Annotated in this window: 15 protein-coding genes and 1 pseudogene; 9 read left to right on the top strand and 7 right to left on the bottom strand. The window is 71.8% G+C overall.

Going from position 1 to position 15,004, the window contains the following annotated elements:
* The first annotated feature begins 18 nt into the window (after window positions 1-18).
* From ACSUPV_RS01260 to ACSUPV_RS01245, 4 genes and pseudogenes are all read left to right on the top strand, one after another.
* On the top strand, window positions 19-618 hold the full coding sequence (locus tag ACSUPV_RS01260) for a roadblock/LC7 domain-containing protein (protein ID WP_037761363.1): 600 nt from the start codon (window positions 19-21) through the stop codon (window positions 616-618).
* 54 nt (window positions 619-672) lie between these two features.
* Window positions 673-1,047 carry a hypothetical protein gene (locus ACSUPV_RS01255; protein WP_031118440.1) on the top strand — a complete coding sequence of 125 codons (375 nt, stop codon included), beginning with the start codon at window positions 673-675 and terminating at the stop codon, window positions 1,045-1,047.
* Window positions 1,048-1,134: 87 nt separating this feature from the next.
* Window positions 1,135-2,097, top strand: a pseudogene (locus ACSUPV_RS01250) (FAD-dependent monooxygenase); the annotation flags it as partial.
* Window positions 2,084-2,626 (top strand): hypothetical protein, encoded by a 543-nt coding sequence (locus ACSUPV_RS01245; RefSeq protein WP_436946740.1) that lies wholly within the window; start codon window positions 2,084-2,086, stop codon window positions 2,624-2,626. The pseudogene ACSUPV_RS01250 and the gene ACSUPV_RS01245, both read left to right, overlap by 14 nt.
* Here ACSUPV_RS01245 and ACSUPV_RS01240 read toward each other — a convergent pair.
* The 3 genes from ACSUPV_RS01240 to ACSUPV_RS01230 form a co-directional block, all read right to left on the bottom strand.
* On the bottom strand, window positions 2,623-3,597 hold the full coding sequence (locus ACSUPV_RS01240; protein ID WP_382608377.1) for an alpha/beta fold hydrolase: 975 nt from the start codon (window positions 3,595-3,597) through the stop codon (window positions 2,623-2,625). The genes ACSUPV_RS01245 and ACSUPV_RS01240 overlap by 4 nt on opposite strands.
* Window positions 3,598-3,693: 96 nt before the next feature.
* Window positions 3,694-4,188, bottom strand: coding sequence for a lamin tail domain-containing protein (locus ACSUPV_RS01235; protein WP_436946739.1), 495 nt, complete (start codon window positions 4,186-4,188; stop codon window positions 3,694-3,696).
* Window positions 4,189-4,332: 144 nt separating this feature from the next.
* Complete coding sequence (locus tag ACSUPV_RS01230) at window positions 4,333-5,697, bottom strand: FAD-dependent oxidoreductase (RefSeq protein WP_436946738.1); 1,365 nt, start codon at window positions 5,695-5,697, stop codon at window positions 4,333-4,335.
* A 261-nt stretch (window positions 5,698-5,958) separates the two neighbouring features.
* On the opposite strand from ACSUPV_RS01230, the gene ACSUPV_RS01225 reads away from it, so the two are divergent.
* Both ACSUPV_RS01225 and ACSUPV_RS01220 read left to right on the top strand, forming a co-directional pair.
* The gene (locus tag ACSUPV_RS01225; protein WP_051851448.1) at window positions 5,959-6,636 is read left to right on the top strand and encodes an RNA polymerase sigma factor; all 678 of its coding nucleotides are present in this window, start codon (window positions 5,959-5,961) and stop codon (window positions 6,634-6,636) included.
* Complete coding sequence (locus ACSUPV_RS01220) at window positions 6,629-7,591, top strand: CU044_5270 family protein (RefSeq protein WP_359793609.1); 963 nt, start codon at window positions 6,629-6,631, stop codon at window positions 7,589-7,591. Before ACSUPV_RS01225 ends, ACSUPV_RS01220 begins: the two co-directional genes overlap by 8 nt.
* A 4-nt stretch (window positions 7,592-7,595) precedes the next feature.
* Here the strand turns inward: ACSUPV_RS01220 and ACSUPV_RS01215 are convergent, their stop codons facing one another.
* From ACSUPV_RS01215 to ACSUPV_RS01205, 3 genes are all read right to left on the bottom strand, one after another.
* Window positions 7,596-10,331, bottom strand: a complete 2,736-nt coding sequence (locus ACSUPV_RS01215) for a SpoIIE family protein phosphatase (RefSeq protein ID WP_436946737.1) — start codon at window positions 10,329-10,331, stop codon at window positions 7,596-7,598.
* 128 nt (window positions 10,332-10,459) lie between these two features.
* A complete protein-coding gene (locus ACSUPV_RS01210) occupies window positions 10,460-10,996 on the bottom strand; it encodes a hypothetical protein (protein WP_031118448.1) in 537 nt (178 codons plus the stop codon).
* Between the two features lie 28 nt (window positions 10,997-11,024).
* Window positions 11,025-11,618: an ATP-binding protein gene (locus tag ACSUPV_RS01205; protein WP_037761348.1), complete on the bottom strand. Its 594-nt coding sequence runs from the start codon at window positions 11,616-11,618 to the stop codon at window positions 11,025-11,027.
* Window positions 11,619-11,765: 147 nt separating this feature from the next.
* Here ACSUPV_RS01205 and ACSUPV_RS01200 point away from each other — a divergent pair, with 147 nt between their 5' ends.
* A complete protein-coding gene (locus tag ACSUPV_RS01200; RefSeq protein ID WP_031118450.1) occupies window positions 11,766-11,996 on the top strand; it encodes a DUF397 domain-containing protein in 231 nt (76 codons plus the stop codon).
* A gap of 151 nt (window positions 11,997-12,147) precedes the next feature.
* Window positions 12,148-13,062 (top strand): helix-turn-helix domain-containing protein, encoded by a 915-nt coding sequence (locus ACSUPV_RS01195; protein WP_031118451.1) that lies wholly within the window; start codon window positions 12,148-12,150, stop codon window positions 13,060-13,062.
* 51 nt (window positions 13,063-13,113) lie between these two features.
* Here ACSUPV_RS01195 and ACSUPV_RS01190 read toward each other — a convergent pair whose 3' ends face one another.
* Window positions 13,114-13,941 carry an SAM-dependent methyltransferase gene (locus tag ACSUPV_RS01190; protein WP_436946736.1) on the bottom strand — a complete coding sequence of 276 codons (828 nt, stop codon included), beginning with the start codon at window positions 13,939-13,941 and terminating at the stop codon, window positions 13,114-13,116.
* Between the two features lie 425 nt (window positions 13,942-14,366).
* Between ACSUPV_RS01190 and ACSUPV_RS01185 the strand changes: the two genes are divergently transcribed.
* Window positions 14,367-14,996, top strand: coding sequence for a DinB family protein (locus ACSUPV_RS01185; protein WP_382608363.1), 630 nt, complete (start codon window positions 14,367-14,369; stop codon window positions 14,994-14,996).
* The last annotated feature ends 8 nt before the right edge of the window (window positions 14,997-15,004 follow it).

Here is a 15,004-nt window from a genome sequence, read left to right as displayed (position 1 = left end):
GCCGAAAGGAGACTGCTCATGGCCGTCGAGACCGACGTCCTGGACGAACTGCGCCGGCTCCGCACCCGCGTACCCGGGCTGACCGGCTCCCTCGCGGCCACCGTCGACGGACTGGTCCTCGCCCACGACGTACCGGAGACCGAGCCGGAGGGACTCGCGGCGCTCACCGCCGCCGCCCTCGGCGTGGCGTACCGCATGACCGACGCCGCCGCCCGCGGCGACTTCCGCGAACTGCTCGTACGGGGCGCCGACGGCTACGTCGCGACCTACGCGGCCGGGACGACCGCGGTCCTCACCCTCCTGGCCGAGGACCGCGTCAACGTCGGCCGCCTCCACCTGGAGGGCCGCCGCGGCGGCGCCCGCATCGCCGACCTCGTGGCCACGCGCGTCGGCCCGGGCACCGGCCGCCACGCCGACCGGCCGACACCGACTCCCACACCCCCACCCGCACCGACGCCGGGGCCGACACCGGCATCCGCACCCTCGTCCCCGTCCACGCCCCCGCCCGAAGAGCACCTCGCCACGGCACCCCCGGCCACGGCCCGCCCCATCGGCACCCTCCCGGTACGCACCCCGCAGCGGCCCACCCACCCGCCGCGCCCGCACACCGGCATCTGAGCCACCCGAACCACCGGACCGACCCGAGAAACACCGAACGAAAGGAACGACCGCATGGCCAACACGGAGACCAGCTTGAAGGAGTGCCTGAGCTCCATCGAGGGAGCCACGGCCGCCGCCCTCGTCGACTACACCAGCGGCATGGCCCTCGGCACCCTCGGCGGCAGCAAGGACTTCGACCTGGAAGTCGCCGCCGCCGGCAACACCGACGTGGTACGGGCCAAGCTGCGCACCATGGAACACCTGGGCCTGAAGGAGGAGATCGAGGACATCCTCATCACCCTCAACTCCCAGTACCACCTCATCCGCCTGCTCAAGGGGCGCGGGGGCAGCGGGCTGTTCCTCTACCTCGTGCTGGACGGGAGCCGGGCCAACCTGGCGATGGCCCGCCACCAGCTCCGCCGGATCGAAGCCGAGCTGGAGGTCTGAACCGGCACCACCGGACGGGAGCCCTCCGCGACGGACCCGGCGTGGAGGGCCCCGCCATGCCGGACCGCCGGATCTACGGTGGGTGCCATGACGGCACCCCTGGACGTGCTCGTGGTGGGCGCGGGCCCCACCGGACTCGCGCTCGCGACGCAACTGCGCGCCTACGAGACTCGCTTCCGGATCATCGACCGCTCCCCTGACCGCGCCCGGGAGTCACGTGCCCCGGCCATCCAGCCCCGCACCCTGGAGCAACTCGCCGGCTTCGGCGTGAGCGACGACCTCGTCGACCGGGGCAGTACGGCCGTCCGGCTGCACCTGCACCTGCCGCGGCGCGTGCTCCAGGTGCCCTTGTTCGACGTCGGGTGCGACGACACGCCGTACCCCTACCTGCTCTTCCTCCCGCAGTCGGAGACGGAGGACGTGCTGACGTCCCGTCTGGCCGCACGGGACGTGGCGGTGGAGCGGGGCACGGAACTGGTGAGCGCCGAGCGGACCGGCGCGTACGTCACCTGCCGGCTGCGGCACCGCGACGGCGGCCAGGAGACCCTGCGGGCCCGCTACGTCGTCGGCTGCGACGGTGCCCACAGCACCGTGCGCGCCCAGGCGGGCATCGCCTTCGAGGGGTACGCCTACCCGCAGACGTTCCTGCTGGCCGACCTGGAGGTCGACGGACTGGAGCCGGGCACCGCGCACACCTTCATGACCGCCTCCGGCCTGCTGTTCTTCTTCCCCCTCGGCACCCCGGCCACCTGGCGGATGATCGCCCTGCACCCGCCGGGGAGCCGGTCCGGCGACGTGACACCGGAGCTGCTCCAGCGGATCGCCGACGACTGGACGACCGACCGGCTGACGCTGCGCGACCCGATCTGGACGACCTCCTTCCGCCTCCACAACCGCGGCGCCACCCACTACCGGAAGGGCCCGTTCTTCCTCGCCGGGGACGCGGCGCACATCCACAGCCCCGCCGGCGGCCAGGGCATGAACACCGGCATCCAGGACGCGCTCAACCTGGGCTGGAAACTCGCCCACGTGTGCCGTGGCGCGTCCCCGGAAGAACTACTGGAGACCTACGAGGTGGAACGCGCCCCGGTCGGCCACCGCGTACGGCGCCTCACCGACCGCGCGTTCACCGTCGGCACCAGCAGCCACCCGGCTCTGCGCCTGGCCCGCACCCACCTCGCCCCGCGCTTCGCACCCCTGCTGCTGCGCACCACCGCCCCGCGCGCACGCCTGTTCCGTACCGTCGCCGAACTCGCCATCCCGCCGCGGCCCCCTCTCCACGACCGGCCCGCGAACGCCGGGCCACGGCCCGCGGGCGGGAGACCGGCTCCCCGACGTCCCACGCGGCCTCCAGCAGCGGACCGCCGGCCCGGGCCACCACCTCCTGCTCACCGGCCCCTGGCCCGAGGTCCCGCCGCCGCACGACCTGGTCGCCGTCCACCACCTCGGCGCGCGAAGCCCGTGGCAGGGCACCGGCCACGCCCTCGTACGCCCCGACGGATACGTGGGCTACACGGCCGGCGGCACCGACCTGACGGGACTGCGCGCCTACCTCGACCGCTGGCTGCCGCGCCCCTAGGTGGGGAGCCCGCTCAGCCACTCGACCAGCAGCCGGCTGGTCTCGGCGGGGCGCTCCTGCTGGAGGAAGTGGCCGCAGCCGTCGAGGATGTGGGACGCCGTCAGGCCGGGCAGTGTGGCCGGATACGCCTCGATCGCGTCGGCGAGCCAGGTCGTGGACGCGTCCAGGCCGCCGCCGAGGAACAGCGACGGCTGCGTGACGGGCGCGCCGGCGAAGTCCGCCAGGTCCTCCCAGTCGCGGTCTATGTTCCGGTAGCGGTTCAGGGCGCCGGTCATCCCCGTGCGCTCGAACTCCCCGGCGTAGACGTCGAGGTCGGCCTCGCTCAGCCAGTGCGGCAGCCTGCCGACCGGGAACCGGTCGCGCAGCCGGCCTCCCCGCGCCACGAAGTGCGGATCGGCCGCGGGCATCGTGTCCGCGGACAGAGCCGCGTAGAAGCCCGCGAGCCAGCCCCGCACATCGGGCTCGACCTCCGCCTCGGCCCGGCCGGGCTCCTGGAAGTAGGAGACGTAGAACTCCTCGTCGCCGCCCATCGCCGCGAACACCTCACTCGGCCTGGGGCCGCCCGGCGGCGTGTAGGGCACGCTCAGCAGCCCCACCGCGCGGAACACGTCCGGCCGGACCAGCGCGGAGGTCGCGGCGATGGTCGCCCCCCAGTCGTGTCCGACGAGCACGGCGGACCGCTCGCCCAGTGCCTCCACCACGGCGACGTTGTCCGCCACCAACTCGAGGATCCGGTACGCCTCGACGTCGGCGGGCCGGGACGAGCGTCCGTAGCCGCGCACGTCGACGGCCACCGCGCGGTAACCGGCCGCGGCCAGGGCGGGCAGCTGGTGGCGCCACGCGTACCAGGACTCGGGGAACCCGTGCAGCAGGAGCACGAGCGGTCCGTCACCCTGTTCCACGAGGTGGGTGCGGCCGGCCGGTGAGGGCACGAGGCGGTGCGTGCCGTCGACGGCGGACGTCTGCGGCATGGATCCTCCCGCGAGGCGGAATCGGACACTCGGTCCACTGATCATCCGTCGCCCGCCGCGCCGCGCACCAAGCCCGTTGCCGGTTCGGCAAAAGGCTCAGCCGTGGAACGTGATGTACCCGTTGCCGTCCTTGTCGGAGCCGCTCTTGGTGTACGAGTGCACGTCGGCCCGGCTGCCGGACGGCTTGTACACGTAGATCGTGTCCTTGTCGTTGTTCCACATGAAGTTGCAGTTGTCGCGGTACACGACGTTGTTCGTGTCGGAGTCGGTCCCGTTGCCGCCGCGCAGCTTCACGTAGTCGCCGGGCTGCAGCGTGTGGCTCGCGGTGAAGGTGAACTTGTTCCCGGCGGCGTCCTTCACGACGTAGCCCTTGAGGTTCACCGTCGTCGACCGCGAGTAGTTCTTGATCTTCAGGTACTCCTCGTGGGTGTTGCCCGTCCGGCAGTTGTTGGAGTCGCGGCCGGGGGCGTCGTACTGGACACCGCCGATCTTCAGCGCGGAGTTGTACTCGGCGGCCTGGGCCGGAGCCGCCGTCAGGGCGGTCAGGGCTCCGGCGGCGGCGGCCGTGGCGGCGACAAGGCGTATACGCATGGACGTTCGTCCCCCCTTGCATGGCCCTCTGGTGAAGGCAATGTGATGGTTCGGTGAAGCATCTGGATCGTACACGGTTCAAGCACGCATAAGGGCGGGTTCGGTGACATGGCCACCGAACCCGCCCCGCGGGTGCATATGAGATCAGGCGCCGCTGGCGCGGAGCATGTCCTCGCGCTCCACGATCTTCACGCGCTCGCGCCCTTCCGGCTCGCCGAGGGCCTTCTCCGCGGCGTCCAGCCGGTACCAGCCGTCCCACGTGGTGAAGCGGATGTCGCGCTCGGCGAGGAACGCGTCCACGGCCTCCGGCGCGGGAGTCGCGGGCGTGTGCAGCCGGCCGTTCGCGTAGTCGTCCAGCAGGTTCGACACCGTCTCGTTGGCGTCGCCCTTGGTGTGGCCGATCAGGCCGACCGGGCCGCGCCGGATCCAGCCGGTGACGTAGGTGGACTGCAGGTGCTCGCCGGACTCCTGCATGACCCGCCCGCCCTCGTCCGGGACGGTGCCCGAGTCGATGTCCCAGGGCAGCTTGGGCAGTTTGTCGGACAGGTAGCCCACCGCGCGGTACACCGCGGAGACGTCCCAGGTCTTGAACGTGCCGGCGCCCTTGACGTTGCCGGTGCCGTCGAGTTCCGTGCGCTCGGTGCGCAGGCCGACGACCTTGCCGTCCTCGCCGAGGACCTCGACCGGCGACTCGAAGAAGTGCAGGAAGAGCTTGTGCGGGCGGTCGCCGACGTCGCGGATCGCCCAGTTCTCCAGGGTCTTGGCGACCATGTCGGCCTGCTTGTTGCCGCGCCGGGTGGCGATCGAGCCCTCGTCGTAGTCGATGTCCTCGGGGTCGACGATGACCTCGATGTTGGGGGAGTGGTCCAGCTCCCGCAGCTCCATCGGGCTGAACTTCGCCTGCGCCGGGCCCCGGCGGCCGAACACGTGGATCTCCTTGGCCCGGTTGGCCTTCAGACCCTCGTACACGTTCGGCGGGATCTCCGTCGGCAGCAGCTCGTCCGCCGTCTTGGCCAGCACGCGCGCGATGTCGAGCGCGACGTTGCCGACGCCGAGCACGGCGACCTTCTCCGCCTCCAGCGGCCAGGTGCGCGGTACGTCGGGGTGGCCGTCGTACCAGGACACGAAGTCGGCGGCGCCGTAGGAGCCGTCGAGGTCGATGCCGGGGATCGACAGCGGCCGGTCGGCCATCGCGCCGGTGGCGAAGATCACGCCGTCGTAGAACGCACGCAGGTCGTCCAGGCCGATGTCGGTGCCGTAGTCCACGTTGCCGAACAGCCGGATCTGGGGCTTGTCGAGCACCTGGTGCAGGGCCGTGATGATGCCCTTGATCCGCGGGTGGTCGGGAGCGACGCCGTACCGGATCAGTCCGAACGGCGCCGGCATGCGCTCGAAGATGTCGATGGACACGCCGGGCTCGGCGGCCACCTCGGACTTGAGCAGGGCGTCGGCGGCGTAGATCCCGGCGGGGCCGGATCCGACGATGGCTACCCGCAGGGGGCGGGGCATGGTCAGGTTCCCTTCGAGCGGCGACAAGCGATCTCGACGGGAAGCCTAAACTAAGGCAAGCCTAAGTCGGTATGCGGGTCCGGTCTATGAGCTCATAAAGCTACTTTATGAGCAGGGTTCCGGCCTGTCGCGGCACCCTCGCACGCCCTCCCCGGGGAACCCGAACGCGGGCATCGGCGAACAGCAGTCGACCATGCCCGTGACGGCGAAAGAAGGCCCCATGGACCTGACAGACGATCGGCCCTGCCCGAGAGGCGACCGGTGACCGCACTCCCGGGCGTCGGAGCCCGCCGCGCCCCCGACCGGTGCGAGGAGCCCGACGTCGCGGTGATCGAGCGGTCCCGGGAGGACCCCGACGCGTTCGCGGTGCTCTTCGACCGCTACGCCGACGACATCCACCGGTACATCGCCCGGCGTCTCGGCACCGAGGCGGCCGACGACCTGATGGCCGAGACGTTCGTGACCGCCTTCCAGCAGCGCCGCCGCTACGACCTGTCGCGGTCGGCGGCCCGCCCCTGGTTGTACGGCATCGCCACCAACCTCGTCGGCCGGCACCGGCGCGCCGAGGCACGCAGGCTGCGCGCCCTGTCCCGCGTCGCCGCAGAGGCACCGGCCGAACGGAGCGGCGACGCCGAGCCGTTGGCGGACCGGGTCGCCGCCCGCGTCAGCGCCGAGGGCTCGCGCGCCGCCCTGGCCGGCGCCCTCGCCGCGCTGCCCGCCCGCCACCGCGATGTGCTGCTGGTGATCGCCTGGGGCGACCTCGACTACGCGGAGGCCGCCCAAGCCCTCGACATCCCCGTGGGCACCGTCCGCTCCCGGCTGCACCGGGCCCGGAAGAAGCTGCGCGAAGCACTGGGCGGATCCGATCCCACCGCCCCCTACGACGAGACGGACGAGGCCGGCCCGGCCGGCGAGACCGAGGAGACTGCTCGTGGATGACCTCACCGCCGTGCGCGAACTGGAGACCGACGTGGCCCCGCTGACCGACCGGGCCCGCGGCGACGCCCGGGCCCGCCTGCTGCGGGCCGTCCACAGCGAGAGCCGCCCGCGCGGTGCCGGAGCCTTCCCCCGCAGGCTCGCGCTCCGCACGGCGCTCGCCGCGACGGCCACCGCGGCCGTCGCGACCGGAGCCGTCGTCCTGACGACCGACAAGGAGGAACGGGACGCCACGGCACCGCAGTTGGCCGGCGCGGCGCGGCTCCTGCACGGGGCCGCCGAGTGGTCGCGCTCCGACAGCGCGCACCTGCCGGTCCCACGCGACGACCAGTACCTCTACACCAAGGAGATCTCCACCCGTACCTTCCTCAAGGGCGGCAGGACCGAGCGGTTCACGGACGAGAGCTGGCTGTCGGTCGACGGCTCCAAGCCCTCCCGGTACAGCTACTACGGCCGGATCCTCGACGAACCTCCCCTGGGCGAGCACGAGGTGCGCTGGCCCCCCACCGAGTACGCGGAGCTCAAGAAGTGGCCCACGGACCCCGACAAGCTCCTGGACGTCCTCAGCCTGCGGGACCCGGGAAGCCCGGAAGCCGCCCAGGACGCGTACCTGAACGCCTGCCTGCTCCTGCGCGGCCCCCGTGTGATGCCGCCCGGCCTCCAGGCCGCCGCCTTCGAGGCCGTCGCGAAGCTGCCCGGCATCAGGCTGGACCACGACGCGGTGGACGCGCTCGGCCGCCGCGGCGTCGCCGTCTCGCACCCCGGCGTGACCTTCGCCTTCATCTTCGACCCGAAGACCTACGCCTACCTCGGTCTGCGGCAGGAGGGCTCGCAGGGCGGCCGGTGGGTGGACGGCGAGCTGCGGGGCGGCCGGAAGTACACCGAGGTCAAGGGACTGGTGGCGGTGGGGGTGGTGGACCGGATCGGGCAGCGGCCCCGGGCGGACACGGCCCGGTGACCGCTCACGGCAGGGGCTGCTCCGCCCAGATCACCTTCCCCGCGGCCAGATAACGCGTTCCCCAGCGTTCCGCGAGCTGCGCGACGAGGAACAGGCCCCGCCCGCCCTCGTCCGTCATGGTCGCGTACCGCAGGTGCGGCGAGGTGCTGCTGCTGTCGAACACCTCACAGATCAGGTTGCGATCGCGCAGCACCCGCACGCGGATGGGGCCGTCTCCGTACCGGAGCGCGTTGGTGACCAGCTCGCTCAGGATGAGCTCGGTGGTGAACGTCAGCTCGTCCAGCCCCCACTCGGCCAGTTGCCGGCTGACCGCCGCCCGTACCTCGCCCACGGCCGCCGGGTCGGCCGGCACCGGCCACTCGGCGACCCGGCCGGCGTCGAGCGCCCGGGTGCGCGCGACGATCAGGGCGATGTCGTCGCTGGAGCGGGCCGTGAGCTGTGAGTCGAGGACGGTCCGGCAGGTGTCCTCGGGGGACTGGCCGGACCGGCCCAGGGCCTCGCGCAGCATCTCCAGGCCGACGTCGATGTCCCGCTCGCGGGCCTCGACCAGTCCGTCGGTGTAGAGGACGAGCCGGCTGCCCTCGGCCAGCTCCAGCTCGGCCGTCTCGAACGGCAGACCGCCGAGGCCGAGCGGGGGCCCGGCCGGCACCTCGGGGAACTCGACGTGGCCGTCGGGGTGGATGAGGGCCGGCGGCGGATGCCCGGCCCGCGCGACGGTGCACCGCCGCGAGACCGGGTCGTAGACGGCGTACAGGCAGGTCGCGCCGGTGACCGGGGCGCTGCCCTCCGCCTCCGTCTCGTCCTGGTCGATGCGGCCGACCAACTCGTCCAGCAGGGCGATGAGTTCCTCGGGCGGCAGGTCGAGGGCGGAGAAGTTGTGCACCGCGGTGCGCAGCCGCCCCATCGTGGCCGCGGCGTGCAGACCGTGGCCGACGACGTCGCCGACCACGAGCGCGACCCGGGCCCCCGACAGCGGCAGCACGTCGAACCAGTCGCCGCCCACGCCGGCCTGCGCGGGCAGATAGCGGTAGGCGATCTCCAGCGCGCCCTGCTCGGGCAGGTTCCTCGGGAGCAGGCTGCGCTGGAGCGTCACCGCCATGCTGTGCTCGCGCGTGTAGCGGCGCGCGTTGTCGATGGAGACGGCGGCCCGCGCGACCAATTCCTCCGCCAGGGCCAGCTCGTCCTCGTCGAACGGCTCCGGCTTCTCGTAGCGCCAGAAGCTGACCACGCCCAGCACCAGGGTGCCGGCCCGCAGCGGCACCGTGATCAGGGAGTGGATGCCGTAGTCGACGATCTGCGCCGAGCGTTCGAGGTCCTGCGCCTGCCAGCCGGGGGCCTTGCTCAGCCGGGGTTCCAGGACGGGCCGGCCGGTGGCGAGACTGCGGCCCTGCGGGGAGGACTCGACGAACCTGATCCGCTCGCCGACGGCGTACAGCGGAGCGTCCTTGCGGATCCCGCTCAGCGCCGTGCGGCTCAGCGCGGCGGCCGCGTCCGGCTGCCCGCCGCCCAGCACCGCGTCGAACAGGTCCACGGTGGCGAAGTCGGCGAACCGGGGCACGGCCAGCTCGGTCAGCTCCTCGGCCGTGCGCGTCACATCGAGGCTCGTCCCGATGCCCACGCCGGCGTCGTACAGCATGTTGAGCCGTTCCCGCGCGGTCTCGGCCCGGCCGGACAGGGCGCGCAGCTCGGTGGAGTCGCGCAGTGTGGCGACGCTGCCGGGCGGGCCGCCCGCGTGGTCCGTGGTCCGCTGGTTGACGGCCAGGAGCCGGTCCCCGACGAGGTGCACCTCGTCCGTGGCGACGCGCCCGGAGGCCAGCAGGTCGGCGGTGTCCGGGTCGAGGCCGAGGCTGAGGACGTGCCGGCCCTCGGCGTCGGCGGGCAGCCCGAGCAGCCGGTGCGCCTCGTCGTTGGCGAGGACCAGGGTGCCGCCGACGTCGACGATGAGGACGCCCTCGCGGACGGCGTGCAGCACGGCGTCGTGGTGTTCGTACATCCGGGTCATCTCGTGCGGCCCGAGGCCGTGCGTCTGCCGCAGCAGCCGCCTGCTCACCAGCGCGGCACCCGCCGTCGCCAGGGCGAGCGCCGCGGCGGCGGCGGAGAGGAGGAGCGGCAGCTGCTCGTCGGCGGTCCCGCCGACGTTCGCCGTCGTGATGCCCGCGGAGACCAGGCCCACGACCCGCCCGTCCGGGTCCTTCACCGGCACCACGGCCTGCACGAGGGGGCCGATGGTGCCCTCGATCTCCTCGGTCACGGCCTTTCCGGCCAGCGCCGGTGCGATCGTCCCGACGAACCGTTTGCCGATGCGGTCCGTCTTGGGGTGGGTGTAGCGGATGCCGTCGGTGTTCATGACGACGACGAAGTCGACCTCCGACCGTTCACGGGCGGCCTCCGCCCTCGGCTGCAGGACGGCCGTGGGGTCGGGGCCGCGCAGCGCCTCGACGGTGCCCGGCGCGTTGGCGAAGGTCTCCGCGACGGCGAGGGAACGGTTGCGGGCCTCCAGTGTCGTGTCGTGCCGCACCTGCAGGACCAGCGCCACCACGGCGGCCACGACCAGCAGCAGCACGATCACCACGACCAGCAGGAACACCTGTCCGGCGACGCTGCGCCCGCCCAGCGCCGACCGCAGCCCCGCCACCGGACGCCACCGCGACGGGCCCGCCTCCCGCCGCTGCCGTGCGGACGGTGCAGCGCCGAGCCGCAGGGGCGATCGAGTCCCGGATCGACCCAAGAGTCGGACCATGTGCCATGTCTACACTGCCCGGCCCCGGGAGGCGAGGGGCATCACCCATGGTGACAGGGGGCCCTCACCGTTTCGTCACGACTCCGGACCCGCACGGGCTGCCGGCCCCCGGGAAACGCACCATGGCCTCAGGTGGCGAGGGCGCGGGCCAGCTCGGTGGTGGCGCGGGCGATCTCGGTGTCCTCGTCGGCCATCAGCCGGCCGAGGTCGCCGCGCCGGGCGCGTACCGCCTGCCGTGCGGCGCGCTCCCACACCACCGGGTTCTCCCGGCGGTTCATCAGCTTCGGATAGACGGCGGCGGTGCTCTCCCACTGCCGGGCGTCGGCGATGCTCTTGAGCAGCTGGATGATCTCGGCGCGGCAGGTCACCTGCGGCAGCTTCGCCAGCTCCCACAGGAACGGCACCGTGGCGGCGGTCGCCTGCTCCACGACGAAGCCGAACTGACAGATCCGTTTCCGCAGGTCGTCGAGGGCGGACCGGGCCGTGTCGGCGTCGCCCCAGGCGATGCCGTTGAGCAGCAGGGGGATGGCCGCCGCCGAACCGGTGGAGTCCTGGATGTCGCCCCACGGCACGCGGTCCAGTGCCGTGAGCGGCGTGATCCGGGCCACCCCGGTCGGGGCGTCGGGGCGCTCGCTGCTCGGGTGTTCCGTCGAAGCGCTGCGCATGGCTGGGGGCCTTTCCGCGGCAGTCGAGTCAGAGGGGTGGACAGGTCGACAATCTGGCCCAGACCGTCTTGCCCGCCGGAGGGCTGGGGGTCCAGCCCCATTCCTCGGACAGGGCGTCGACGATGCACAGGCCGCGGCCGTTCTCCTCCAGGGAGGAGCCGGCGGGCGCGTACACGGGCGGATGGTCGTCGGGGTCGGAGACGGTGACCAGCAGGTGCGTCGGGTCCAGGAGGAATCCGAGCCGGATCTCCGGCGCACCCGGTGTGCCCGCCACCGCGTGCGTCGCGGCGTTGGCGGTGAGCTCGGTGATGACGAGGGTGGCGTCGTCACAGCAGTGGTCGAGCGACCACACGTGGAGGGTGTCACGTGTGAAGGACCGGACGCGCGCGAAGCCCTCCCGGCTGCACTCGACACGCAGGGCGGCCGAGGCGGACAGGGCGGCCGGGGGCTGCGGCACCGTCTCCGGCATCGCGGGCGGGGTTCCGTACGGCGTCGCCGTGAGCGGGCCGGGCGGGAGGTCGTGGGCCGTCGCCGATGCGCCTGCGTGCGCCGCAGCCCCACTCGGCTGCCGGAGCACATGATGCGCAGGTGATGACACGGCATCTCCCCGATGCGACGTCAGGACGCGGCGCCAGCACGGGGGTTGACGCCGCAGCTATTATCCACGCTGACGGCGCTCGCGTGCAATTGCACGAGAAATTGCGTGGAAAACAAGCCGTTGTGGGTACGCGAGCCGGGACGAGTACGGCCGGAGAGCAAGGAGACTGCGGTGCCACCAGTGCGGAACGGAGTGCGGGCGAGTTCGTTGGACGCCTGCTGGATCAAGAGCCGGCACAGCAACGCCGAGGGCAACTGCGTCGAGGTGGCCCCTCTCGTGGACGGGGGGATCGCCCTGCGCAACTCCCGCGACCCCGACGGACCCGCCCTGGTCTACACGGCCGCTGAGGTGGCGGCGTTCCTGGCCGGGGCGAAGGACGGCGAGTTCGACCACTTGGTGTGAGCGGGGGTGCCGACGCGTCCGCGGTGTGGAGCCTCCCTGGTGAAGCGGAACCCAACTTCCCCTGTCCGTGCGGGCGTACGGGCTGATGCGGAGAGGCCCGGCCGGGTGCGATAGTGTAAGTCGCCCTTGTGCCGGTCTGCTGGGAGTCAGGATGTCCGCCGCGTCGCATCGCATCTCCCGTCTGGAACCCTACCTGGACAGGCCCGAGCCGGCGCCGACTCTGCTGAAGATGCTCGTCGGCGTACAGCTGGCAGGCTTCCGTGAGGACGCCGGGCTGGCCCAGGACCAGGCGGCGCGCGCTGTCGGTTTCAGCGCCGCGAAACTGTCCCGCATCGAGGCGGGCAAGGGCCGCCGCCCGCCGACGGAGAGCGATGTCCGGGCGCTGCTGGAGCTGTACGGCACCGACGCCTACGAAGCCTCGGTGCTGCTCAAGCTGCTGCAGCGCGCCGGTGAGCCGGGCTGGTGGCAGCGGTACGACAAGCGGCTGATGCCCGAGTGGTTCGACCGCCTGGTCGGACTTCAGGAGGCCGCCGCCACGATCCGTACGTTCGAGATCCAGTACGTGCCCGGCCTGTTGCAGATCCCCGCCTACACCAGGGCGGTGGTGGAGCGCGGCCTGCCGAACGCGCCGGCCGGCGAGGTGGAGCGGCGCGTCGAACTCCGCATGCGCCGGGCGCGGTTGCTGTCGCGGTCCGACGCCCCGCAGCTGTGGGCGATCATCGACGAGTCCGTGCTGCTGCGCGTCCTGGGCAGCACCGACGTGATGCGGGAACAGCTCGCGCACCTCGTCGAGATGGCGCGGCGCCCCAATGTGACGGTGCAGATCGTGCCGCTGGGCGTCACGAACGCATCGGCGCCCGCCATCCCGGTGACGTATCTCCGCTTCGGCGGCCTGGACCTTCCCGACGTGGTCTACCTGGAGCACATCAGGAGCGCCAACTTCCTGGAGGACCGGGACGAGACGGAGGAGTACCGGATCGCGCTGGACCGCCTCGCGGACGAGGCGCTGAAGCCGCGTGACTCCCTCGAGATGCTGCGCCGGACGATGGAGCAGCGCTACCCGTGACATGCGTGTGTCTGTCGTGGGACGGCCTCCGTCCCACGACAGACACCTCGGTCACTGCTCCAGCGGAACCCGCCCCACACCGCCGAACTCGATCCACTCGTGGGTGAGCTGACGGGGCGCCACCTGCGTGTCCGGACGCCAGGTGGACACCTCCACGAGGCCCGGTTCGAGTATCTCCAGACCCTCGAAGTACGCGGCGACGTCCTTCTCCTCACGCACCCGGCCCCAGTGCCCCTGGGTCGCCTGGTCCATGAAGTTCGTGACGAAGTCGCGGACCTCGGGGTCCTCGCTGACCAGCTGGCACATCACCATGAAGCTGCCGGGCGCGAGCCGTTCCCGGACGCGGCGCGCCACCGCGAGCGGCCCGTCGGTGTCGCTGTCGGGGATGCAGTGGAACACCGAGTTGAAGAGCACGCACACCGGCTCGGAGAAGTCGATCAGCCGCTTGGTGTCGGGGTGGTCGAGGATCAGGTCGGTCTCGCGCATGTCCGCGTGGATGACGGTGGTGCGCTCGTCCTGCTCCAGCAGCGCACGGCCGTGGACCAGCACCATGGGGTCGTTGTCGACGTACACCACGCGGGTCGTGGGGTCGATGCGCTGGGCGACCTGGTGCACGTTGTCCTGCGTGGGCAGACCTGAGCCGTGGTCGAGGTACTGCCGGATTCCGTACTCCTCGGACAGGGTCCGCACGACACGCTGGAGGAAACGCCGGTTGTTCAGGGCCAGGCGGCGCGTGCTGGGGACGACCTTGTCGAGTTCCTCGCACGCGGCGCGGTCGGCCGCGTAGTTGTCCTTGCCGCCCAGGTAGTAGTCGTACATGCGCGCTGCCGTCGGCACGTTCGCGTCGATCTCGGTGGACAGCTGCTTCTCGGAGTGCATCGTTCCCCCTGCAAGGTGCCGCGCCAACGGACTGGCTGGACAGGAAGTACATCCTAGGGAGGGGGAGTTGGGCGGTGCCAGCCTGTCGGCGAAGGTGCCCACGATCGAACGACATGATGATCGGCCCAGGTCCCGCCGCGACCATGAGAATGTCACGGTTCGCGCACTCTGTGTCACCGGCTCTCCCGTGGATACCCCGGGCATGACTGTCCCTCTCGGTGGGAGGTGGGGCCGTGGACACCCCGGCCGACCGCATCGCGGACCCCTCGACGTCGCCCGCTTGGACCAACACCATGATCAAGCAACTGGCCCCGCAGCTGCTGAGCAGCGTCTGACCGCCGGGGACGATCCGCGGAAGTGCCGGTCACGGCGGGCCACTTACGGGATCTTGAGACCACGAGCAGCCCATGGCAGGCTCCTGCCGCATGATCGATGACTTCGCCAAAGACAACCTGCACGGGAGACTGCGGCGGGACCGCAAGGCGCTGCTCTGGAAACTCGACGGCTTGTCCGAATACGACGTCCGCCGACCTCTGACAGCGACCGGAACCAACCTCCTCGGCCTGGTCAAACACGTGGCCACCGTCGAGGCCAGGTACTTCGGCGAGGTCTTCGACCGCCCTTCCCCGGAACCGCTGCCCCGGTGGCAGGACTCCGACGGCGGCGATCTGTGGGCGACCGAGGACGAGACCCGTGATCAGATCTTCGGGTTCTACCGGCGCACGTGGGAACACTCGGACGCGACGATCAACGAGCTTCCCCTCGACGCCCCCGGCCATGTGCCGTGGTGGCCGGAGCCTTATGCCGACACGAACCTGTTCGCCGTCATGGTCCATGTCCTCAGCGAGTCCGTCCGGCATGCCGGGCACGCCGATATCCTGCGCGAGGGCCTCGACGGCCGGACCGGGATGCGCGCCGAACACGAGAAGCAGATCGACGAGGAAGCCCGTGCGGCCCATCGCGCGAAGATCGAACAGGCCGCCAGGTCGGCCGCAGCGATCAAGGCTCGGAGCCGACCGGTCGAATGCCGCGTGGACAACGCCGACTCGATTTAATGTGGAAA

This window comes from Streptomyces sp. SudanB52_2052 (genome assembly GCF_964272415.1).
Classification (GTDB): domain Bacteria; phylum Actinomycetota; class Actinomycetes; order Streptomycetales; family Streptomycetaceae; genus Streptomyces; species Streptomyces olindensis.
The sequence above is the reverse complement of the archived record's forward strand: the minus strand, read 5'-3'. Positions and strand labels throughout refer to the sequence as shown.